Source organism: Bdellovibrio svalbardensis, from assembly GCF_029531655.1.
Lineage (GTDB): Bacteria > Bdellovibrionota > Bdellovibrionia > Bdellovibrionales > Bdellovibrionaceae > Bdellovibrio > Bdellovibrio svalbardensis.
The window spans coordinates 477,970-497,565 of sequence record NZ_JANRMI010000001.1 but is presented as its reverse complement, the minus strand read 5'-3'; the positions used below and the strand labels follow the sequence as shown (position 1 = coordinate 497,565).

The 19,596-nt window shown below is 45.5% G+C and carries 21 protein-coding genes and 1 other RNA gene; 13 read left to right on the top strand and 9 right to left on the bottom strand.

Features of this window, described 5'->3' with window-relative positions; genetic code table 11:
* Positions 1 to 16 precede the first annotated feature (16 nt).
* Together NWE73_RS02450 and NWE73_RS02445 are read left to right on the top strand one after the other, a co-directional pair.
* Positions 17 to 1,426, top strand: coding sequence for a hypothetical protein (locus tag NWE73_RS02450; protein WP_277576681.1), 1,410 nt, complete (start codon positions 17 to 19; stop codon positions 1,424 to 1,426).
* Between the two features lie 195 nt (positions 1,427 to 1,621).
* On the top strand, positions 1,622 to 2,167 hold the full coding sequence (locus NWE73_RS02445; protein ID WP_277576680.1) for a hypothetical protein: 546 nt from the start codon (positions 1,622 to 1,624) through the stop codon (positions 2,165 to 2,167).
* An 8-nt stretch (positions 2,168 to 2,175) separates the two neighbouring features.
* On the opposite strand, the gene rnpB is transcribed toward NWE73_RS02445, so the two are convergent.
* An RNA gene (gene rnpB, locus NWE73_RS02440) (RNase P RNA component class A) lies at positions 2,176 to 2,559 on the bottom strand.
* 96 nt (positions 2,560 to 2,655) lie between these two features.
* Here rnpB and NWE73_RS02435 point away from each other — a divergent pair.
* Positions 2,656 to 3,129, top strand: coding sequence for a fibronectin type III domain-containing protein (locus NWE73_RS02435; RefSeq protein ID WP_277576679.1), 474 nt, complete (start codon positions 2,656 to 2,658; stop codon positions 3,127 to 3,129).
* Between the two features lie 69 nt (positions 3,130 to 3,198).
* A complete protein-coding gene (locus tag NWE73_RS02430; protein ID WP_277576678.1) occupies positions 3,199 to 3,417 on the top strand; it encodes a CPXCG motif-containing cysteine-rich protein in 219 nt (72 codons plus the stop codon).
* Positions 3,418 to 3,429: 12 nt separating this feature from the next.
* On the opposite strand, the gene NWE73_RS02425 is transcribed toward NWE73_RS02430, so the two are convergent.
* Entirely contained in the window at positions 3,430 to 3,867 is a 438-nt protein-coding gene (locus NWE73_RS02425) for an OsmC family protein (RefSeq protein ID WP_277576677.1), read from the bottom strand.
* 68 nt (positions 3,868 to 3,935) lie between these two features.
* Between NWE73_RS02425 and NWE73_RS02420 the strand changes: the two genes are divergently transcribed.
* Positions 3,936 to 4,760 (top strand): hypothetical protein, encoded by an 825-nt coding sequence (locus tag NWE73_RS02420; RefSeq protein WP_277576676.1) that lies wholly within the window; start codon positions 3,936 to 3,938, stop codon positions 4,758 to 4,760.
* 72 nt (positions 4,761 to 4,832) lie between these two features.
* Positions 4,833 to 6,392, top strand: a complete 1,560-nt coding sequence (locus NWE73_RS02415) for a PAS domain-containing hybrid sensor histidine kinase/response regulator (RefSeq protein ID WP_277576675.1) — start codon at positions 4,833 to 4,835, stop codon at positions 6,390 to 6,392.
* On the opposite strand, the gene NWE73_RS02410 is transcribed toward NWE73_RS02415, so the two are convergent.
* The gene (locus NWE73_RS02410; RefSeq protein ID WP_277576674.1) at positions 6,381 to 7,208 is read right to left on the bottom strand and encodes a Bd3614 family nucleic acid deaminase; all 828 of its coding nucleotides are present in this window, start codon (positions 7,206 to 7,208) and stop codon (positions 6,381 to 6,383) included. The two genes, NWE73_RS02415 and NWE73_RS02410, sit on opposite strands and share 12 nt — an antisense overlap.
* Positions 7,209 to 7,254: 46 nt before the next feature.
* Between NWE73_RS02410 and NWE73_RS02405 the strand changes: the two genes are divergently transcribed.
* The 4 genes from NWE73_RS02405 to NWE73_RS02390 all read left to right on the top strand — a co-directional run bounded on the left by NWE73_RS02405 (position 7,255) and on the right by NWE73_RS02390 (position 11,829).
* Complete coding sequence (locus NWE73_RS02405; RefSeq protein ID WP_277576673.1) at positions 7,255 to 8,175, top strand: class I SAM-dependent methyltransferase; 921 nt, start codon at positions 7,255 to 7,257, stop codon at positions 8,173 to 8,175.
* Positions 8,176 to 8,326: 151 nt separating this feature from the next.
* Positions 8,327 to 9,727, top strand: a complete 1,401-nt coding sequence (locus NWE73_RS02400; protein ID WP_277576672.1) for a polysaccharide deacetylase family protein — start codon at positions 8,327 to 8,329, stop codon at positions 9,725 to 9,727.
* A gap of 127 nt (positions 9,728 to 9,854) precedes the next feature.
* Positions 9,855 to 11,141, top strand: a complete 1,287-nt coding sequence (speE, locus tag NWE73_RS02395; protein ID WP_407652932.1) for a polyamine aminopropyltransferase — start codon at positions 9,855 to 9,857, stop codon at positions 11,139 to 11,141.
* 67 nt (positions 11,142 to 11,208) lie between these two features.
* Positions 11,209 to 11,829 (top strand): superoxide dismutase, encoded by a 621-nt coding sequence (locus NWE73_RS02390; protein ID WP_277576670.1) that lies wholly within the window; start codon positions 11,209 to 11,211, stop codon positions 11,827 to 11,829.
* 61 nt (positions 11,830 to 11,890) lie between these two features.
* Here the strand turns inward: NWE73_RS02390 and NWE73_RS02385 are convergent, their stop codons facing one another.
* Positions 11,891 to 12,472, bottom strand: coding sequence for a flavodoxin family protein (locus NWE73_RS02385; RefSeq protein ID WP_277576669.1), 582 nt, complete (start codon positions 12,470 to 12,472; stop codon positions 11,891 to 11,893).
* A 94-nt stretch (positions 12,473 to 12,566) separates the two neighbouring features.
* Between NWE73_RS02385 and NWE73_RS02380 the strand changes: the two genes are divergently transcribed.
* Entirely contained in the window at positions 12,567 to 13,136 is a 570-nt protein-coding gene (locus NWE73_RS02380; RefSeq protein ID WP_277576668.1) for a hypothetical protein, read from the top strand.
* A 97-nt stretch (positions 13,137 to 13,233) separates the two neighbouring features.
* Here the strand turns inward: NWE73_RS02380 and NWE73_RS02375 are convergent, their stop codons facing one another.
* A complete protein-coding gene (locus NWE73_RS02375) occupies positions 13,234 to 13,803 on the bottom strand; it encodes a BON domain-containing protein (protein ID WP_277576667.1) in 570 nt (189 codons plus the stop codon).
* 41 nt (positions 13,804 to 13,844) lie between these two features.
* The gene (locus NWE73_RS02370; protein WP_277576666.1) at positions 13,845 to 14,243 is read right to left on the bottom strand and encodes an HPF/RaiA family ribosome-associated protein; all 399 of its coding nucleotides are present in this window, start codon (positions 14,241 to 14,243) and stop codon (positions 13,845 to 13,847) included.
* Between the two features lie 204 nt (positions 14,244 to 14,447).
* Between NWE73_RS02370 and NWE73_RS02365 the strand changes: the two genes are divergently transcribed.
* Positions 14,448 to 15,371 carry a LysR family transcriptional regulator gene (locus NWE73_RS02365; protein WP_277576665.1) on the top strand — a complete coding sequence of 308 codons (924 nt, stop codon included), beginning with the start codon at positions 14,448 to 14,450 and terminating at the stop codon, positions 15,369 to 15,371.
* On the opposite strand, the gene NWE73_RS02360 is transcribed toward NWE73_RS02365, so the two are convergent.
* On the bottom strand, positions 15,368 to 16,597 hold the full coding sequence (locus NWE73_RS02360) for a M20/M25/M40 family metallo-hydrolase (RefSeq protein WP_277576664.1): 1,230 nt from the start codon (positions 16,595 to 16,597) through the stop codon (positions 15,368 to 15,370). The two genes, NWE73_RS02365 and NWE73_RS02360, sit on opposite strands and share 4 nt — an antisense overlap.
* A gap of 111 nt (positions 16,598 to 16,708) precedes the next feature.
* Here NWE73_RS02360 and NWE73_RS02355 point away from each other — a divergent pair, with 111 nt between their 5' ends.
* Complete coding sequence (locus NWE73_RS02355) at positions 16,709 to 18,286, top strand: B12-binding domain-containing radical SAM protein (RefSeq protein ID WP_277576663.1); 1,578 nt, start codon at positions 16,709 to 16,711, stop codon at positions 18,284 to 18,286.
* Here NWE73_RS02355 and NWE73_RS02350 read toward each other — a convergent pair.
* Both NWE73_RS02350 and ubiG read right to left on the bottom strand, forming a co-directional pair.
* The gene (locus NWE73_RS02350) at positions 18,237 to 18,722 is read right to left on the bottom strand and encodes a DUF1772 domain-containing protein (RefSeq protein ID WP_277576662.1); all 486 of its coding nucleotides are present in this window, start codon (positions 18,720 to 18,722) and stop codon (positions 18,237 to 18,239) included. The genes NWE73_RS02355 and NWE73_RS02350 overlap by 50 nt on opposite strands.
* Before the next feature lie 68 nt (positions 18,723 to 18,790).
* Complete coding sequence (gene ubiG, locus NWE73_RS02345) at positions 18,791 to 19,561, bottom strand: bifunctional 2-polyprenyl-6-hydroxyphenol methylase/3-demethylubiquinol 3-O-methyltransferase UbiG (RefSeq protein ID WP_277576661.1); 771 nt, start codon at positions 19,559 to 19,561, stop codon at positions 18,791 to 18,793.
* Positions 19,562 to 19,596 lie beyond the last annotated feature (35 nt).

Below are 19,596 nucleotides of genomic sequence, written 5' to 3'. Positions count from 1 at the left end.
TTCCATCATTGGAAATATGAGCTTCGCGCTTGAGCTGCCCGCTTATTCGCGGGCTCGCGATTGCAGAAATCCAAAGTTTGAAAAAGAGGCCATCAACCTCTGGAATACGGATGCCCGCCCACAAATAGAGGACCTCATCAATCGACGACTCCTTCAAGAGGGCGACGTCTATGCTCTTTATGACGTACAGATTTTCCTGCAGAATTTCTTAACCATGTCGGCTCGCTGCCAAAGAACCGCCCAGCTGAATGAAATCGTTCGCATCTTGCAACCGTCCGCGAAAGTTCTCACGTTGGACCCCCAAGACCAAAGAAGAAAATGGATCTGCAAAGGCGGAGACATCTGTCGCAGCAACCATCTTCTGAACAAAGAAGTTTTCTTAGTGTCGGTGCAATTTGCCGGACTTATTTCTAATACGATCAACACGATCGCGGCTTTGCCTCGCTCTGAAGTGACTCCGGAAATGCATCATTTCCTAGAGACCTTTATGCCGGTTATTTTTGAAGATCACTTGCCGTACTGGATTGATCTGTATTCAAGTCGCTGGGAAAAGTTGGCGAAACTGCCGCGAACGGAAGTCCCAGGTAATTTCAGAAATGCCTTCGATGACAAAGACATGTGGCTCCTCACTGTTCTTTCCGAAATGAAAACTGCGGATTTAAAACTGGGCTTGGCTTCTCCGTTCCGACCGGGACTGCTTTTGAATTGGAAAATGACCAAGATGTACAATCAAGGAATCGACTTCCTTCGTTCACGTATTGATAAAGCGACCGTGCTGGAACAAAAGAAACCCGTGACCTTGGCCCTCTTTGATTTAGGAGCCTGGAGTCGTTATGAAGACATGGCCTATGCGGGGCATTTGTCTCTGGAAAAACCAGTTGTCTGTGAAGTTACTGGCAGCAAAACATATCGCATTCCCAAGGACAAAGTTTCGGTGATTCCCTCTGTGAACATGGATATTAGCCATGCTCGCCGACTTGTTCCTATGTTTGAGAGTCTACAGCGAAATGAACCTTGGCTTGTTCGGGCCGGCGGTAAAATCGTGGATCCTACCTTGCGCGCCCAAGGCTTGCTTAAAGCTGTCGCCGACGGATTTGCCGCGAAAGTCATGAGTCCGCAGCGTCCTCTATTCCATACTTACATGGATGGAACAAATGGATGGTACCGAGTTGCTTACAGCTCCACCGGAGCCTGCCGCGAAGGCGATGCCCCCTACAGCAGTAGTTATGCAGGCCCAACGGGAGGCTTCGCATTTTGGGCGGATCAAAACAAAAAAATCGGCCTCCGAATGCTTGAGGTTTATAAACTTCTTTCTTCACATAAGCCTGAAGATAAAGAGGTCGCCGAACAGTACTATGGTGGAATCAAGAAGAACTCGCTTCAGCGCTTTATGTTCATTCCGTCACTCGTGAATATTGTCGAATAGAACAATTCAAAAAATGAATCTGGAGATCGACTGATCTCGTGCTAAAGTAGACACATGTACCGTTCATGGAAATCATTGCTCATCTCCCAAGAAAACGATCTTCGCTCCCTGGAGAGAATTCGCACTCTTTCTAGAGAGCGATCTCATATCTCTCTATTCGTTATCATCGGTTTTACTTTCGCGGGCTTACTTAGCTTGCTGATTGCCGCCTCTCTTTTAATAATTGTGCAGGGCTATTTTTCCAGCATTATTATGATTGTGATGGCGGCTTTATGCTTTTTTGCCGCAAGTCTTTTTCTTAAAGAACGCAATCTCGATCCGCTCCGCAATTTTCTAAGAAATCCAGACGACTTCGAGTTTGTAAAAGGTGAGATTGTTTCTGCCACTTACAATGCCAACGAAAATCGCAGAAACAGCCGCATGTTAATTGAAGGTGTTGGAAAAACCTTGTCCGGTGAGCCGCTTTTGTTTTTTGAATCATTCGCCCCGGATATTTGGCCCTTTCTCAACGAGGGTGAAAATGAGCGCCTAAAGCCTGGCGATGATCAGTACGATTTAAAAGGAAAAAAAAGGACACTTCCTGTGCCCATATATGTGATTTATCAAAAAAGATCTAACTTACAGTCTAACTCTGTTGGAGTAGCGGCGGCTTTGGTTGGCATTGATAAAGATCTTATCGAGCCTATCGAATCTACCCTCCGACGGCGTCGGAGTTGGCTCCCCCGAGGGGGGAAGACTTAAGAAGGTGGGAAATCGGTCATGCTATAAGCCGGATTCTGTCCAAATCACCAGGTCCCATGAGTTTCCCGATAATAATGGATGATCATTCGTCTGGGAGTGGCATTACTGACACCCTCGAGCGATCTTACCCGGAGACTACGGACTGGCCGTCCTACTAGTGCCTCCCTATTTGATCTTGCTCCGCGCAGAGTTTGGCTGTTTTCACTCCGGCGGCTCCCCTGACCCTCCCGTTCCCGGTGTCAGGCTCATAGCCCCGGACATTCTCTCTGTTCCACTGTTCCTTACATTGCTGTAGAAGGGCGTTACCCTTTGCGCTGCCATTTGGAGTCCGGACTTTCCTCCCTGATATCAATAGTTTACAATATTATCAGAGCGATCATCCACATAACCGACGCAATTTCTAACACCCTCCAGCATATTACGCAAAGGGTTTTCTTCGAAGATGTTTTATTTTACTTTGGTAGCACTGACTTAAAAAGGACTTATCTATGAAGATCTTGGTATCTGTATTCGCTATTGCTCTTACTTTCGCTCTAACAAGCAAATCACTCGCAGCTGAAGAAGCTCACGGTGAAGGCCACGGCGGTCACGAGCAGTTGGCTGAAAAAATGAATTCTTTGTTCCCGCCAAAACAAGCCAATCTTGAAGATCAAAAAGTTCCGGCAAAACCTGAGCTTTCAAGCCCTGCTTACTTCACTGCAGTTAAAGGTGACGCTGTAAAGCTTGAGTGGAAAGCTGCTGAAGGCGCGCAAGAGTACCATGTTCAAGTGGCTACTGATGCGAACTTCAAATGGTTGGTTGCTGAAGATCAATTCCACAAAGAAACTTCTTTCGAAGTGACTAAGCTTGAAGCTGGTAAACACTACTTCTGGCGCGTGGCTTCTGTAAGACCTAATAACTGGAAAACTTTCCGTAAGTCTTACTTTGCGACTTCTATGTTCGAAACTCCGACTGCAAAATAGCATAAGCAACAGTTTCAAATTATATCAAATTAAGAGCCCTCTTATACTTTGTGTAAGAGGGCTTTTTTTATGGATGAAAAAATAGAATTCGAAAGCTTTGAAAACGCAGAAGTTGAAAAGTATTTCAATTGCCCGTACTGCCATCAGAAGATTTCAATGCTTCTGGATATCTCCGAACCTGGTCGGCAATTCTATGTCGAAGACTGTGAAGTCTGCTGCAAGCCTATTCAAATCAGTTACTCTTCAGATCAAGGCAAGCTCGTCGATTTCTTTGCGCAGACTATTTAGCAGCCACCAAACTCAGTCGATGATCTCAAAGGTCACATTTTTTTCAGTCTTGATGGAATTCATCACCAAACAGCCTTTCAAAGTCTTATCAAGCAAAGCCTGAGCTTTTTCTTTTGAAGAAGGGCCATAAAGGCGGACCTGCATTTCTGCCCTCGCCATCCAGGGAAATCCCTTTTCATCACGATCCACTTCCAAGGTGAGATCAGCTTGAATCTCTTTATAATCCAGGTGCGATCTTTCAGCGAAGACTTTAAAGGTCGCGATATAGCAGTTGGCCATCGCCAAAGAATAGAAATCTTCAGGAGAAAAGCCATGTCCCGGACCGGCGAACTCAGGTGGCACGGCTGCAGGCAAAACTTGATCCATGGAATGACTGGAGGTTTGCCAATTGGCATTGATTCCAGCGGTCCCAGAGGCCTTCACACTGAATTTTAACGGATATGTGATCATTTATTTCTCCCTCTCGAAGCTGGCTTCTATCTTATTACTAACCATACTTTTAAAGAATCGAGAATGCCATGTCATTTGAGATTTTCCTGGGAATTGACCAAGCAGAGGCCGCTGCGGAAAAGGGACACTCTCGCCCTCTGCCGACAGCTGCTATCTACAAATCGGGCTCCCATTGGATACTGGAAAGTGATTTATCAATCTCGGGCCTTAATAAAAGAAATATCGAATCCTTGATCAAAGACTTAAATCCACAACACAAACTTTCTTCAACAATCATCCTTTTAGACAGCGTTCTGGGACTTCCCAAGGGGGTTTTTCCAAAAAACAAAAATATCTTTGAGTTAATGCAAAGAGCGCATCGCTTCAGCGATGATGGAAGAAAGTTGGGACCCAAGACGGCCCATGCCTTCTTCGCACAATTTCTGGAAAAGACTTCGGATCCTCACCCTCGGCGCGAGTGTGAAAGGATCGCCTCTGCGAGTTCCATTTTTCAAACGCCTTCTGCTCCAAAAAACATAAGCACAGGAACCTTTCGCTCTTGGACAGAGCTGGGATCCTCCAAAGAAAAGTGGTTTTCCCTTTGGCCCATGGACGATCTCCATCATCAGCGCCTCCATCTCCATGGTCCTTGGATCTTCGAAGCTCATCCGGATTTGCTTTGGAAAAAGATAATAAAATCAAATTCTCGCGACACTGAATCGCTGAAAAATTTCTTAGCCGCACAAAAGTTCGTGAAACTGCACCCATCTGTCCTCAGGTCTCCGCACAATCTGAACTTTTGCGACGCCATCATTCTGGCCTACAGCGGATTGCTATTTCATAAGAGAAAGCGGCTCTTTAGAACTCCCAAGGTCCCCTCTTTGAAGAAGGAAGGATGGATTTTGGGTTTGTAGATTACACAATCTTAATTCCCAAGCGTGTTTGTAATTTTATTTAACAAGATTTGTTTAGTTACACTACAAAACATGAATGATTCAGTTTTTGAAGCATTGTTAAATTCACACGCACTCGTAGAGTTCTCTGTCAAAGGACATATTCTATGGGCCAATCAAAACTTTTTGAAATTGATGGGCTATGAATTTGATGAAATTGCAGGATCTCCTCATTCGATTTTCCTGTCCGATTTTGATTGGGCAGATCTAACCACTGGGCGTCCACAAACAGGGGAATTCAGATGCACGACCAAGAGCAATGAAAACATTTGGGTGCATGGATCTTACAGTCCTGTAAAGGACGAGAACAATAACATCATTAAAATTTTAATGATCGTCATTGATATCACCGAGAAAAAACAACTAGCTGAAAATCTCGAAAGAAAAAATCGCGAGCTGCAGTTTGCCGCCAGCAAAGCAAGCGCTGCCACTTACGCCAAGTCTTCCTTCTTGGCCAACATGAGCCATGAAATTCGCACTCCGCTGAATTCCATTATCGGAATCACAGACACTCTTGCCGAAACCTCACTGGATGAGCGCCAATCCTCTTTTGTTGAGATCTTACAAAGAGCGAACCACCAGCTTATGACTATCATCAATGACATCCTTGATTTGACGAAGGTTGAATCCGGAGAGATTCATTTGAATCTGGCCCCTTTTGATCTGCAGAAGGTGATTGATGATGTGGTCTCTGTTCTGGGTTTTCGAGCCAAGGAAAAAGGCCTGCAATTGCATGTCGCGGTGGATCCGGAGCTTGATTCCTACTTTATCGGCGACTGTGATCGTCTTCGCCAAATTCTGATCAATCTTTTGAGCAACTCCATCAAATTTACTCATCAGGGATCCATCACTCTTAAGATTGGCAAAAACACCACCACACGACCTGGCAATCTGCTTTTCAGAATCTCCGATTCAGGCATCGGAATTCCCCGGCATATGTACAAAGATATCTTCCGGGCCTTTACCCAAGCTGACACAGCCACAACACGTCGTTACGGCGGAACAGGCTTAGGACTTTCTATTTCACAAAAAATGGTTGAGATGATGAATGGACAAATCTGGCTTGAAAGTGAAATCGGCACGGGCAGTGTCTTTTCTTTCACAGCAACAATGCCAGAGACAACGGAGCGCACGACTTCAATCCACAATCCCATGCAGGGTCGCTTCCAACTGACCGATATCAATCATCGCTTCATTGACAGCAATATGAAGATTCTGGTGGTCGACGATGTCGACGACAATCGTAATCTTTTTGGCATTTATCTGCAAAGCTCTCAGCATGACGTGCATTATGCCGAAAGTGGCATCGACGCCCTTCGTTTGGTGGAACAAACTTCCTTCGACATTATTTTTATGGATGTGCAAATGCCAGGGATGGACGGATACGAGGCGACTCGCTTGATTCGCGAGTTGGAAAAGGCGCAAAACCGTCAACCCGCGAAAATTCTGGCCTGCACGGCCAATGCCTTCACGGAGGATGTCGCCAAGAGCATGGACGCCGGATGTGATATGCACCTTTCAAAACCGATTCGCAAGGACACCCTGCTTAAGGCCATCAATTCGTATTTGCCACCCGCAGAATCAACTCTCTAGGCGTCTATTCAAGGCCAAGCGATCCAGCACGGTCTGTCTGGACAGCGCCCCTGTTTCTTCTATGGCGTAAAAGACCTGCAAGGCTTGCGGGTTCTCGCTCCAGTCATGAATCATCCCCGCACACATCTTACAAGGCTTGTGAGTGCTATAGAGCACCGCGCCCTCAGGAATGCGATGCCCGCCGTTTTTGTAAAGCCGCTGCAACAAGTTTACTTCCGCATGTAATGTCTTGTTCTTCGAATTTGAGTTCAATCCAAAGCTAAGAATTTCTCCATCACAGTCCACCAAGATCGCCGCAATATTTCGATCATAGTCATGCAGGATTTCACCACGCGGAACCCGACTCGAAAGGCCCTGCGCCGCTTGTAAATATTGAAAATCATTTTGTGGTTGCTGAGCTAGAAGCCAGGTCCGAACGTCTTTAAGATCAGCCCTGTTTTCCTCATTGAGGTGAGTTACCTTTGCCAGGACATCCTGGGAATCACCAATCTCTTGAAAGGCAAACCCCAACTCCAGGGAATGGTTGATTGGCAAAATACTTTCGCTGGCTCTTTTGGCCACCACTTTGATCATGCCTCGGCACATTTCGCTCAGTAGTGCTGTGGTGTAGATTCTCTGCCGCAAAATGAAAAAACTATGATCGATATGCAGATCAAACAAACCTTGCAGAAGTTTGACCACTGCCGAAGAAGGCGCCACTGCCTCTTTAGGAAAACGGGCAAAGTAAACCACCCCTTTATGTTCGACAAAGGCTGTCTCGCTGCCAGGCTCGGCGAGTAAAAATGCTATATGCTCTGCTCTTTTTTCCTCTAACATCCAAGATTTAGTACCATATCGGGGCCTTTTTGTCTAAAACCCCTCTATGGACATGATTAAAAATCGCCTTGAAAAGAATCTCAAAAAGTTAAAACCGTGGGCTGAACGCCTTAAAATCGAGGCCTATCGTCTGTACGACCGAGATATCCCGGAGTATCCATTCATTGTGGATGTCTATAAAGATCACTACGTCATCTATGACAAAACCGACTACTACGTCGATATGGACAAACAGCATCTTCCTCATGTCATTGAGGCGGTTAAGCACATATTCAAATGCTCTGATGAAAAAATTGTGATCAAAAAACGTGAGCGCCAAGAGGGTTTGAATCAATACGAAAAACTCACGGCCAAAAACGAAACGATGACCATTCGAGAGTCTCAGGCTTTTCTCAAGGTAAATCTTTATGACTATCTGGATACCGGTTTGTTCCTGGATCACCGTCCGATGCGCCAGAAAGTCTTCAAAACCGCCAAGGATAAAAAGTTTTTGAACTTGTTCTGCTATACAGGATCCGTCAGCGTTTTCGCCGCCTTGGGCGGCGCGCGCACAACCAGCATTGACATGTCACAAACTTACCTCCGTTGGGCTCAGGATAACTTCGAGCTCAATCAAATTGATACGAGCATGCACAGCTTTATCAACGAGAACGTCATTGAATGGCTGCGCCGCAACCAGGGCGCTCCAGCCTTTGATATGATTTTCTTAGATCCTCCAACTTTCTCAAATTCTAAAAAAATGAGCGAAAGCTTCGACGTGGAGAGAGATCAGGATTTCCTCGTAGAGAGCTGCATGAGCATGCTGCAACCTGATGGAGTTTTGTATTTCTCTAACAACAAGCGCAAATTCAAAATTAGTGCGAATATTCTATCGAAATACAAGGTGAAAGACATCACCGAGGAAAGCATTCCTCAAGACTTTCACGACAAAAAAATTCATGTCTGCTTCGAGATTAAAAACAAGTAAGGTGAACATCACCGCAGACACTGCTTCACTCTAAGAAATTTAGCTCGCCCTGCCGAAAATTGCAGGGTGCAGATTTCAGAGGTGAATCGTGAATCGCACACGTTTTGGATTTTTTCTAAATCTCATTTTTACTCTATCTGCCTCAACAGGGATGACACTCGCCCCAGCAAAAACACCTGTCGCTCGACCGGCCCAGTATGTAATGGTTGGCTTCGACGGTGGTTTAAACCTCGAGCAGTGGCAAAAAATTCGCGACTTCTCCAACTCCATGAGAATGACTAAGAAGCCTTTAAGCCTTACCTACTTCGTGAGCGGAGTTTACCTCCTTTCAGACGACAACAAGCATACCTATGCACCCCCGAAGCATTCCAGCGGATATTCAATGATTGGTTTTGGCGAGGATAACGTTCAGGCTATTTCAAACCGCGTGGATCAAATGAACAACTCCATCCAAGAGGGACAAGAGATTGCCTCTCATGCCAATGGACATTTTGATGCGGAAGCGGACAAATGGAATCTAAGCGACTGGTCTGCGGAATTGAAACAATTTAACGATCTTCTATTTGGAGCATTCTTCAACAACAAGGCTCAGCCAAATCCTGATAACAAATATTTACACGGCTACGCCTTTGATGCGAAAGAGATCGTAGGCTTCAGGGCCCCCTACTTGGGAGTAACCCCGGATCTCTTCCCAGCCCTAAAAGCCTATGGATACACTTACGATGCTTCAACAACTGGAGAGGCGACGAACTGGCCCAGGAAAGATGCAAACGGCCTCTGGAAATTCTCAGTCCCGGTAATATCCGTCGCGGGAACTGGCAAAAAGATTTTGAGCATGGACTATAACTTCTATGTCGCCCAGTCAAAAGCTCAAGAAGATCTGCTAAATCGCGAAGCTCATCGCAAACAAATGGTCGATTCTTATCTCAACTATTTTAACGCCAACTACTACGGCAACAGAGCTCCCGTCTACATTGGCCACCATTTCGCCCTCTACAACGGCGGGGCCTATTGGGACGCCCTTCAAGATTTCACCAAAGCAGTCTGCGGCTTGCCCGAAGTAAAATGTATCAACTACAAACAGTATGCAACGTGGGTTTCGTCCTTGAATGAGGAGACCTTAGCCGCTTACAGAGCTGGAGACTTTGAGGCCATGCCCCGCCCTAAACAGCTCAGATATGAGCCGCCCCGCCCTTTAGACGTCCGCCTGCAAATTCTTAAAAGAGGAGAAAAAATCGAAATCATCGCATCAGGCTCTGATTACCGCGAGGAGCTAATGAAACTTATTCTAAAAATAAACGGAAAAGTGATTCCTTTGAGAAGCCTTACTTTGCCTTTATTGCGCCATCACTTCCCTGTTGGAACTGAGCTCGAGATCTCCGCGACCCTGCTCAACAAGAAGGGTTCGGAAATTCAGCGCGCCACACATGTCCTAAAGGGTTTGGGAACTCCTCAGGAACAGTTTATTAAGATTCCTCTCGAGGAACGCCTGCTTTTGGGTGATCTTCCTGAGGCTCACGAGTGGGAATCCTCCACAGGACTAAGTCATTGATAAGACGATTTTTTAAAGAATTTATTTGAGGACAAAATATTCCTTGTCAGGGGGGGCAAAAGGTCCTAGAACCCCCCCATTCTTAAATACATGATTAAATAGTTTTTTGTCTTTGGAGGGCATGGAATTGAAAGCTTTAGGTCGCCATATTTTGGTTGAGTTTAGTGGTTGTAACGCGGAAGTTTTGAACGATGTTTCCATCATCGAAAGAAGTATGATTGAAGCAGCACAGATTGCTGGCGCGACAGTTATTAACTCTACATTCCACCATTTCTCTCCTTGGGGTGTGAGCGGCGTTGTAGTTATTCAAGAAAGCCATTTGGCGATCCATACTTGGCCTGAATACAGATATGCAGCTGTCGATCTTTTCACATGTGGCGATTCAGTAGACCCTTGGGTTTCTTTCGAACATTTGAAAAAGGCTTTCCAAGCAAATTACTCTGCTTTGGAATTGAACCGTGGCTCTTTGCACGTCATTCAAAAATCTGATTTCCAACCTAAAATCATGCGCGAAAAACCATCTTTCGATTTGTCTAAAGGTGTGCAAATCGAGCGCAACGTTTGGTTCACTGACAAAGATGAAAACCAAGCCTTGTCTTTGCGTTACACGGGCGAAGTTTTGTTCGACGAAACAAATCCGTTCCAACGTGTTCGTGTTTTAGATTCTTACTCTCATGGAAAATTCTTGGCGATCAACAACATGGTTATGTGCACTGAGCGCGACGAATACCACTACCATGAAATGATCACTCATCCTGTGATGCAAACTCACGGCAACGCGAAAAATATTCTGGTAATCGGCGGCGGCGACGGCGGAACGATTCGTGAACTTTTCAAATATGACGTTGAAAAAGTGACGATGGTTGAAATTGATGAAGCGGTTATTCGTGCTTCAAAAGAACATCTTCCAACTATTGCATCTGAGTTCGGCAATCCGAAATTGAATCTTGTTATCGGTGACGGCATTCAGTTTGTTAAGGATGCAAAACCAGGCACTTACGATGTCATTATCGTGGATGGTTCTGACCCAGTTGGACCTGCTCAAGGTCTTTTCACTGCTGAGTTCTACACAAACTGCAAAAACGCACTGAAAGACGGCGGCCTGGTTGTCACTCAGGGCGAATCTCCAATGTTCCACGAAGGCACTTTCGTTGAACTAAACCATTGCTTAAAAGGTATCTTCGGCAAGCAGAGCGTTCACACAATGCTTTTCCATGCGACGACTTACCCTTCAGGTATGTGGAGTTTGCAAGTTGGCGTGAAAGGCTCTAGCCACCCGGCAAAAGACTTTAACAAAGACAAAGCGCGCCAATTCTCTCAAGCCAAAGGTCTTAAGTACTACAATGAAGATCTGCACACTGCAGCCTTTGCATTGCCGACCTTCGTTAAGACGATGCTTGGCGATAACGCTTAATTAATAGACCGCCTCCTGTTTTCATTATAGTTTCATTTGGAAGCTATACATAAACAGGAGGCTTTTAATGTTTAAACTTCCACAACTACCTTACGCAAAAACTGATTTGGCTCCTTTGTTCAACGAAGAACAAATGACTTATCACTACGACAAACATCACAAAGCGTACATCGACAATCTTAACAAGTTCATGGAAACAGATGCTTCTTTGAAGGGTAAATCTCTTGAAGAAATCACTTTGTCTTCATCTGGCGGCGTTTTCAACAATGCAGCTCAAGCTTGGAATCACACTTTCTTCTGGTTCGGTATGAGCCCAGCAGGAAAAGGTGGCCAACCTTCTTCAGACTTGATGGCGGCGATCACTCGCGACTTCGGTTCACTTGATGAATTGAAAGCGAAATTCGTTGATGGCGGCGTGAAAACTTTCGGATCTGGCTGGATCTGGCTTTGCACAGATGCTTCTGGCAAATTGAGCTTGGTTTCAACTTCCAATGCAGCTGTTCCATTCACGAACAACGGTCCAACTCCATTGTTGGTGGCTGACGTTTGGGAACATGCTTACTACATCGATTACAGAAATCTTCGTCTAAAATATCTTGAAACTATGTGGTCACAAGTTAACTGGAACTTCGTTTCAGAAAACTTTGCCTCTAAAAAAGTTCGCGATTTGACGAAAGCAATGGTTTAGGTCAAACCTCGATCCAAATGAAAAAGGGAGCAACACTGCTCCCTTTTTTTTCGTCCATCATCTATCTCAGCCACTTTCTGCGTGGATCTTTTTTATCCACCGGCCAGGTCGTCCAAGCGACATTCAACTCACAGGCTTTTTGCAAATTCTCAAGAATCAGCTCAGCGTCTTCCTTCTGCCAAAAGTCATTCGCATGCGTACTTTTGCTTTTTAAAGCGATATCGCTGACCAGGGAATAAACCATCCCGCTCATTGGTGGAATCAGAAAGCCCATGGTCGAAAGAACCCCCTGCAATCGTGACAACACAGATTTACCACCCACAGAGTGCATCAGAATAAAGACTGCGCACGGTTTACCCATAATCGCAGGCGTTGCCTCCAGCTCTGTCATTTGTTCCAACAACTTTTGCATCGGACTTCCCCAGGAATCCCAGTAAGTTCCGCTGACAAAGATCACACCCGAGGATTTCTCAATCTTCTTTTTAAAGCTGGCTCCATAAGTGCTCTTTGCAAGATGAACGACTTCGACATGGGCCTTTTTACCGACGAGCTTTTGCAGGTACTTAATTAAGGTCGCACAGTTCCCTTGATCACCCGAAGGGCTTCCGTTCAACACCAGTAAATTTTTTATAGAGTCCGCCATGTTCACTCATCCTAAACACTAAAGGTTTGTCGCCCTGAGGCCCCTATGTTAGCCCATACTTCAGTTTTCTGGCCAATCTCGAAAGGGCATCCCGATGAAATATTTCTTCCTGCTATTATTGACTGCTTCAGCGGCTCAGGCCAAGGACATCCAACCCCTCTTTGAAGCTTTGCGTGATTCTGGTGAGAAATATTCCGTCGTAGGCACGGTCTGCGAACAAGTGGCTAAATTGGACATGCAACAGATCTATCCAGCCCCACAATACACCGTAATTACTGGAATTCAGTACGGAACTAAAAAACGCGTGATCGGCGAACTCGACGTGATCGTTTTCCAAAATGACAGCAAAAAGGCGATTTTGGTTGGTGAGGTGAAGTGTTACCAAGATCCACATGCTGGAATTTCCAAAGCCCGCGAACAACGTACCAGATTCCTCTCTGCGATTCGCAGCAAAACCAGTTTGCTCATGGCCTGCCTTGGAAAACCCTGCACCGTCAGCGAACGGAATTTCAAAGGGATCCAGCAGTTTATTTCCATTGGACAGGAAGGCACAAAATCTGCGGGTTTCGATGTGGAGTTGAATTATTCATTGGATGATCTGATGGCTCTCAGAGCTCAATTGATGGAATGCCAGGACAAGGGTGAATGCGCCCGCCCAGAATAAAAAAGGGCACTCTCTAGGAGCGCCCTTCTACTTATGGAGAGATAAGTTGGAAAAGACCGCACTATTTTAGGGAATGGTCTGCCATCAAGAAACCTCCTTAGAAGGGATTGCTATCTTCGAGGGTATCACCGGGGTGACCTGTGTCTTTCTTTTCAAGAAGAAAGAACGCCTCGAAATCATTGTTTACAAAAAGAGGAACTCGGTGAGGCGGCTCCTTAATCGCGATGAGATTAAGAACGTCCCTCACTCCCGAGAGTTCCCACGCCGAGGCCACAGCCATCGCTTTGAGGCGAGGGCGGAAGACTTCACCTCGTAAGGTCACTACTGAATCGACGACGTCGACTTCAATGTGTTCTCCTCCGATCTTGATCATCTCTGCCACTTGCTTCTCAAGGATGTTTTTGATTTCTTCGTCGCTTCGGAAATAATCTGCGGGGACCACAATTCGATCCTCGATGGACCATACGCCTTCCGTATCAGAGACCACCTCAATCGCGGCATTTTTCTTGTAAGCAGTATCGACATAGCCAGAGACTATGACGGAACTGCCACTTACGACGATATCAATATCAGCCGGACTTACTCTCTTGTCCCATTTCAGGCGATCACGAATCTTGCGAGCAAGTTCGCTGTCGATTTGGTTTTTTAGAAGTAGAGTATTCGTCATTGGCTGCTCCTGTTCCTCGACTTAGTTAGTTAATTAGTTATTCATGCTGGCACTACACTGTATATTTGTTCTTCCTCACGCCATTCAGGAATCAAACTCAGCATCGGATCTGTTCTGTGATGCTGACCTTTTCGAGAAGATCTGCGACGAAGAACTGTTTTTAAAGAAGCGACGGTCAACGCGACAGCGCGCTTGAAACTTGTATCTGACTTTCTAATTTTGATAACTCCACGAGATTTTGTGGGTTTCAAAATGACCTCACAGGTGTAGCTGGGTTTACGGTTATGAGTTCTATGTCTTTCCGTTTCAACCCTGACTGTGAGATGAGCGTCACTATCGTATTTAAAAAAATCACCGCAAGCGGCTTCAAGTCTTTCCATTAAGAAATTTTCCAAGTTTTCGGTACGTGTGACGTCTCTGTAGTAGATGTCTGTTTGCATATCTACCTCCTTGTGCTTTCATTATCGCCGCTGAGGACACTTTTCTAAAATATATAATTTAAATGACATACTTAGGTTAAAGTTATATATTAAAAGGGTCCTGTTAGAGATAAGCTAATGCTCTTATGCACTTACCTGAGCGCAGCAAAGGACTGGTTCCAAATAGGAGCCGAAAAATGCCTGTTATTAGGGGGTCTAGTTTTTATGTTCAACTACAACCACTTATATTACTTTTACGTAACGGCAAAGCTAGGTGGCGTTAGCAATGCCGCTTCTTATCTTCACATTAGTCAACCTTCACTCAGTTCACAGCTTAAGGTTTTGGAATCATCACTTGGAAAAAAACTTTTCAAGAAGGAAGGACGAAAACTTCAACTGACTGGTGATGGAGAAAAAGCTTTTGCCTACGCACGCAAGATGTTCGACATAGCTGCCGACTTTGCAGAGTCTTTGAAATCACCCACTGAACAACTCAGTCAACGCATTCGCATCGGAGTCAGCGATCAAGTCGAGCGTCCTTTCGTCGCCGATCTGTTAAGCCCACTTGTCTTGCAAAAGAAAAAAGGGCCTGAACGAATCTTCTCAGTCAGTTCATCTTCAGATGAAAATCTAAAGAAAGCTTTGCGCAGTCAGGAAATTGATCTCCTTCTTACAAATCGAGCCATCTACTCTGAAGACCTGCAGGAACTTGCCGCTGTCGCTATGCCAGTGAAACTCATGGTCTCATCACAAAGTCTGCAAAGTTTTAAAATGCGACTTTCCAAGAATACGTCTGCCTCTGATTTTATATCTGCGGCTCCCTGGGGGTTGGTGATCCCTTCGATTCGAATGAAGCTTCGTCAGGAAACTGATGTTTACATGCAAGAAATCAAGATGCGCAAAAGGATCGTCTTTGAATCAGATATTATGTCAGTCGTAGGCCGTGCGATTGTCGATGGTGCAGGTTTTGGATTTTTACCCGTACCGTATTTGCTGGAGGAAATAAAGTTGGGGCAGGTCTCTGCGATCGGCCCCAAGAAGGGATACTGGGAACATATGCTGTATCTGATCGCCCGCAAAGAATCTAACTATGACGAGGCGATCGAAGATGTCAGAAAGGCCGTACAGGCCATGGGGAAATTATTCTAATAAGGTTGGCGAGCCGTGCTGTTCGCCAAATCCATCGCAAACACCAGAGCAATTTTAGTGTAAGCCACAGAGTGATTGAAGTTAGAATCCTTCGACACCAAGTCACGCGCTGAATGGATGTTAGGATTTGAGTCGTTCATTCTCGCTTCAAATGGCATGATCGCCGGGTAACCTTGACGATGCCAAGAAGCATGGTCGCTGCAACCGTATCCGCATTTATCTTCTACAATGCGCGCACCGATGTAAGTCTCATTTGCCGCTTTCAAATAATCACGAAGCCATGCGCTTGTGAAATCCGTCATGCTGCCAATAACCAATTCGCCAGAACCTGGGAACAAAGTCATATCCAATTGGAGCACAGCCACCACATCCGCATTTTGTGCTTTGTATTGTTTGGCAATTTCCGCCGAACCCAAAAGACCTGATTCCTCGCCTGCATACCAGAAGAAATCCACAGTGCGTTTTGGTTGAACTTTTTGGCTTACAATGCGAAGGGCTTCCAAGAGATTTGCAGAACCTGAGGCGTTGTCATCAGCACCTGGCGCTTTATTACCACTTCCCCAGCCCATATTGATAGAATCAAGATGCCCGCCAAGAACAACGATCTCGTTCGGCTTTTCAGATCCCGTCAAACGCACACGCACTGATTTTTGTTTTGTGCTTGTGTGTGACACCAAGGAAACTTCATAAGGCAAAGTTGAGCTTGCTAACATCGCCTCTAGTTTCTTCTTCATATCTTCAACGTGAACATTTGGCTGAGCAGAACGATTGTTGCGATCCGGGTAAGAAGACAACCACTGAACTGTGGCCTTCATATTGTCGACGTTGATTTCTGTGATTGCTGAAGCCAGGGCTTCATTCTTCTGTGTCGCCAAAGCTCTAAAAGGAGCTCGGTCATACAATTCGTTCTTTTGTTTTAGAGAAGCCAAGTTGCCAAGAAGGGCGTCAAAACCGCCGGTCAAATTCTGCGCCTCTTGGCTGAGATCTTCAAAACCACCACATTTGCCATTGGCATGAGCGTACTCTTGAATTCTTTGCTGCATCTTTGGCGTCACAACAGCGTAACCCACTTCCGCAAATTCATCTTTAGCCATCACAGGGATGTTCAAAGCCCGAAGATCCTTCAGATCTGCCAAAATTGGCTTGGTATTAAAGCTTTCTAAACTGGGAACATGCGCTTGCGCTAACGATGCGACGAATAAAAGAGCCATCATGGCAGTTTTCATATTTCAGTCCTTTGAAATGAATATTGCTACTGCTTAATGCTAGCTAAATTGTCCGCATGTTGGCAAAGACAATTCGCTTATTTTTTCAACATGCATTAGGATGCGAAAATCATGAATACCGATATTCTACTCGTCACCCTGAATTCTTCGTATGCCCACTCCTCGTTTGGATTGCGTTATCTCTATGCCAATCTCAAGGAACTTCAAGAGCGCGCCCAAATTGTGGAATACACCACGGCACGTTCACCGCGCGACATCGTCGAATCATTGTTGAGCAAAAAGCCAAAGATTATTGGTCTAGGTGTTTATATCTGGAATGCGGACGAGTCTTTGGAAGTTGTGTCACTTCTTAAAAAAGTCAGCCCCGAAACAATCGTCGTTTTGGGAGGATCCGAGGTCAGCCACGAGTCTGAATCTCAGAAAATCTGTCAAACTGCGGATTTCACCATCAAAGGGGAAGCAGATTTCCTTTTCTATGAGTTCTGCCATGGATATTTAAATTTGGGTGTTCTTCCAGAGAAGAAATTCATCTCCGGTCCGCTCCCAGATATCAAAACTATCGCTTCTCCGTACGCTTATTACACCGAGGAAGACATCAAGAATCGCGTGATTTACGTTGAGGTTTCACGCGGCTGCCCTTATCGCTGTGAATATTGCCTGTCTTCGTTGGACAAATCGGTGCGTAACTTCGATGTCACCACCTTTTTGGCAGATATGCAGACCCTGCTTGATCGTGGCACCCGTCAATTCAAGTTCATTGATCGCACTTTCAACCTAAGCCCGACAACTTGCACTCAGATCCTGCAGTTCTTCTTGGACCGCATCCACTTGGGACTTTTCCTGCATTTTGAGATGGTTCCAGATCGTTTGCCGACTGAAATTCGCGATCTGATTAAGCAATTCCCAGCGGGCTCTTTGCAGTTTGAGATCGGGATTCAAACTTGGAACACCGAAGTAGCAAAGCTTGTAAGTCGCCGTAATGACTTCGAAAAGGTAAAAGATAACTTCCGCTTTCTGTCCACAGAAACGGGCGTGCACACGCATGCCGACCTGATCGTGGGCCTTCCTGGCGAAGACCTACCAAGCTTCGCGCGAGGATTTGATATTCTTTCCGAAGTTGGTCCTGATGAAATTCAAGTGGGCATCTTGAAACGCCTCAAAGGGGCACCGATTGCCCGTCATGATAAAGAATGGGAAATGGTCTACGCAGATCAACCTCCATTCCAAATTTTACGCACTAAAACAATGAATTTCGAAACCTTGCAGAAGATGAATCGCTTTGCAAAGTTCTGGGATCTTTATGCCAATAGCGGAAACTTCAAGACACTGGTTACAACCCTGAAAGAACGCTCTCAAACTCGTGACGACAAATCGTTCTTCTGGGAATTCTTTGCGTTCTCAGAGTACCTGTCGGCACGCCATTCACAATATTTTGGAATTTCATTAATGAGTTTGTTCGAATCGGCAATGGCTTATCTGACGGAAGGTTTGCAATGGCCGGCAGAACAAGCTCGCGATCTGATTTTGACCGACTATCGCGCAACCGGAAAAATTGATCTGCCTAAGTTCTTAAGACTGGGTGATGAAGATGTAAAAAGAAAGTCATCCCCAGAGGGGGATTTGCAGCGCTCTAGCTTGCCTAAAAGGCAGCAGCGACATCTCGGGAAATTGGAGACACAGACCTCTTAGTAAATACTGAGGCCAACAGAAGACCAAAACCTACGATCAACAGAGCACAGCGCCAGTACATAAAGTGCAGCCACTGTGTTCTGATATCTCCCCAACCTACTGACGCCACTTTGTTCAGAGGATAGTTTCCTGTCCACGTCATAAAGAGCTCATCCAGGACACAAACGAGGGCTAACAGCACTAAGTAGAATTCTAATTCTTTCCATCGCTTGCGCATCGTCACCAAGAGTGAAAACAAGGCAAAAATAAGTAGAACACACAACATCGGCGTCCAAGAAAGAAATGATCTTTGCATAGACTCATGAAAGGCGACGTAAGAGGAAGCAGAAAGTTTTTTCATCGCAGAACCCATGCCGAGAACAAAAGCGAAAGAGTTCCCCGCCAGGAGACCTACCAACAACAGGCTTGTGTACTTCATGAGTTGATTGAATTTCATTTGGCATTTATACGCACCAACAGTAAGGAACAACAAATTTCAAGTTTGTTATTTCGATACTTTAATGTTTACTGCTCTCTGAGTTTTTTCGCGTAGCCGATATAGGAAACCAATCGACTCTTGGTCCAACGAAACTGAAAACTTTCTGGAACAACTCTATTCCACAACAACTGCCACCACCCGGCCTGCCACAAAACAGGAGCAAGGCCCCGAGTCACTTTCAAATCCATTCCAGCGTTGTCGATCCACTCTTCAACTTCTTCGGGCTTTCTGAACAATTGGTAAACATGCAAATCAGCAGGTGTGTTTTTTACGAACCACTGTACACCTTTGACCACAAGTAAATAGGACAGAAAATTCCTGTTAAACGTGTGGAAGAACATAAGTCCTCCCGGCCGCAAAACCCGAGATGCTTCAAACAAAACTTTTTGTGGATCAGAAACATGTTCCAACAGGTCCATCGCCATCACGACATCAAAGGATTCCCGAGGATAGGGAATGGCATAGGCATCACCATAAATATATCTTACCGATTTTGTGGCATCCCGTAGTTGAGCCACACGAAGTTGAGTGGTGGAAATATCAATCCCCGTGACCTTGTGCCCTAGTTTCACCGCCTCGTTCGCAAAGAACCCAGGCCCGCAGCCGATATCCAAGATCTCTGCCCGATAACCTATGTTTTTGCGAATCTCCGCCAACATCCAGGGATTGGTCAGCTGATGTTGATGGCGCAACAACGCTATCGGATCATCACCCGCTTCATACCACTTCTTGCCAAGCTGTTCATAAAGCTCAGGCCCCACTGTTTCCTTGTCGGGTCTCGCTATTTCACTGTCCATCAAAACCACCTGATCTCAAGCTATCAAGAGTGCTC

What these genes read in the sequence shown, in the direction of transcription:
- NWE73_RS02450 (WP_277576681.1), top strand. Translation starts at nt 17, where the DNA reads ATGAGCTTCGCGCTTGAGCTGCCCGCTTATTCGCGGGCTCGCGATTGC.
- NWE73_RS02435 (WP_277576679.1), top strand. Translation starts at nt 2,656, where the DNA reads ATGAAGATCTTGGTATCTGTATTCGCTATTGCTCTTACTTTCGCTCTA.
- NWE73_RS02430 (WP_277576678.1), top strand. Translation starts at nt 3,199, where the DNA reads ATGGATGAAAAAATAGAATTCGAAAGCTTTGAAAACGCAGAAGTTGAA.
- NWE73_RS02425 (WP_277576677.1), bottom strand. Translation starts at nt 3,867, where the DNA reads ATGATCACATATCCGTTAAAATTCAGTGTGAAGGCCTCTGGGACCGCT.
- NWE73_RS02420 (WP_277576676.1), top strand. Translation starts at nt 3,936, where the DNA reads ATGTCATTTGAGATTTTCCTGGGAATTGACCAAGCAGAGGCCGCTGCG.
- NWE73_RS02415 (WP_277576675.1), top strand. Translation starts at nt 4,833, where the DNA reads ATGAATGATTCAGTTTTTGAAGCATTGTTAAATTCACACGCACTCGTA.
- NWE73_RS02410 (WP_277576674.1), bottom strand. Translation starts at nt 7,208, where the DNA reads ATGTTAGAGGAAAAAAGAGCAGAGCATATAGCATTTTTACTCGCCGAG.
- NWE73_RS02405 (WP_277576673.1), top strand. Translation starts at nt 7,255, where the DNA reads ATGGACATGATTAAAAATCGCCTTGAAAAGAATCTCAAAAAGTTAAAA.
- NWE73_RS02400 (WP_277576672.1), top strand. Translation starts at nt 8,327, where the DNA reads ATGACACTCGCCCCAGCAAAAACACCTGTCGCTCGACCGGCCCAGTAT.
- NWE73_RS02390 (WP_277576670.1), top strand. Translation starts at nt 11,209, where the DNA reads ATGTTTAAACTTCCACAACTACCTTACGCAAAAACTGATTTGGCTCCT.
- NWE73_RS02385 (WP_277576669.1), bottom strand. Translation starts at nt 12,472, where the DNA reads ATGGCGGACTCTATAAAAAATTTACTGGTGTTGAACGGAAGCCCTTCG.
- NWE73_RS02380 (WP_277576668.1), top strand. Translation starts at nt 12,567, where the DNA reads ATGAAATATTTCTTCCTGCTATTATTGACTGCTTCAGCGGCTCAGGCC.
- NWE73_RS02375 (WP_277576667.1), bottom strand. Translation starts at nt 13,803, where the DNA reads ATGACGAATACTCTACTTCTAAAAAACCAAATCGACAGCGAACTTGCT.
- NWE73_RS02370 (WP_277576666.1), bottom strand. Translation starts at nt 14,243, where the DNA reads ATGCAAACAGACATCTACTACAGAGACGTCACACGTACCGAAAACTTG.
- NWE73_RS02365 (WP_277576665.1), top strand. Translation starts at nt 14,448, where the DNA reads ATGTTCAACTACAACCACTTATATTACTTTTACGTAACGGCAAAGCTA.
- NWE73_RS02360 (WP_277576664.1), bottom strand. Translation starts at nt 16,597, where the DNA reads ATGAAAACTGCCATGATGGCTCTTTTATTCGTCGCATCGTTAGCGCAA.
- NWE73_RS02355 (WP_277576663.1), top strand. Translation starts at nt 16,709, where the DNA reads ATGAATACCGATATTCTACTCGTCACCCTGAATTCTTCGTATGCCCAC.
- NWE73_RS02350 (WP_277576662.1), bottom strand. Translation starts at nt 18,722, where the DNA reads ATGAAATTCAATCAACTCATGAAGTACACAAGCCTGTTGTTGGTAGGT.
- ubiG (WP_277576661.1), bottom strand. Translation starts at nt 19,561, where the DNA reads ATGGACAGTGAAATAGCGAGACCCGACAAGGAAACAGTGGGGCCTGAG.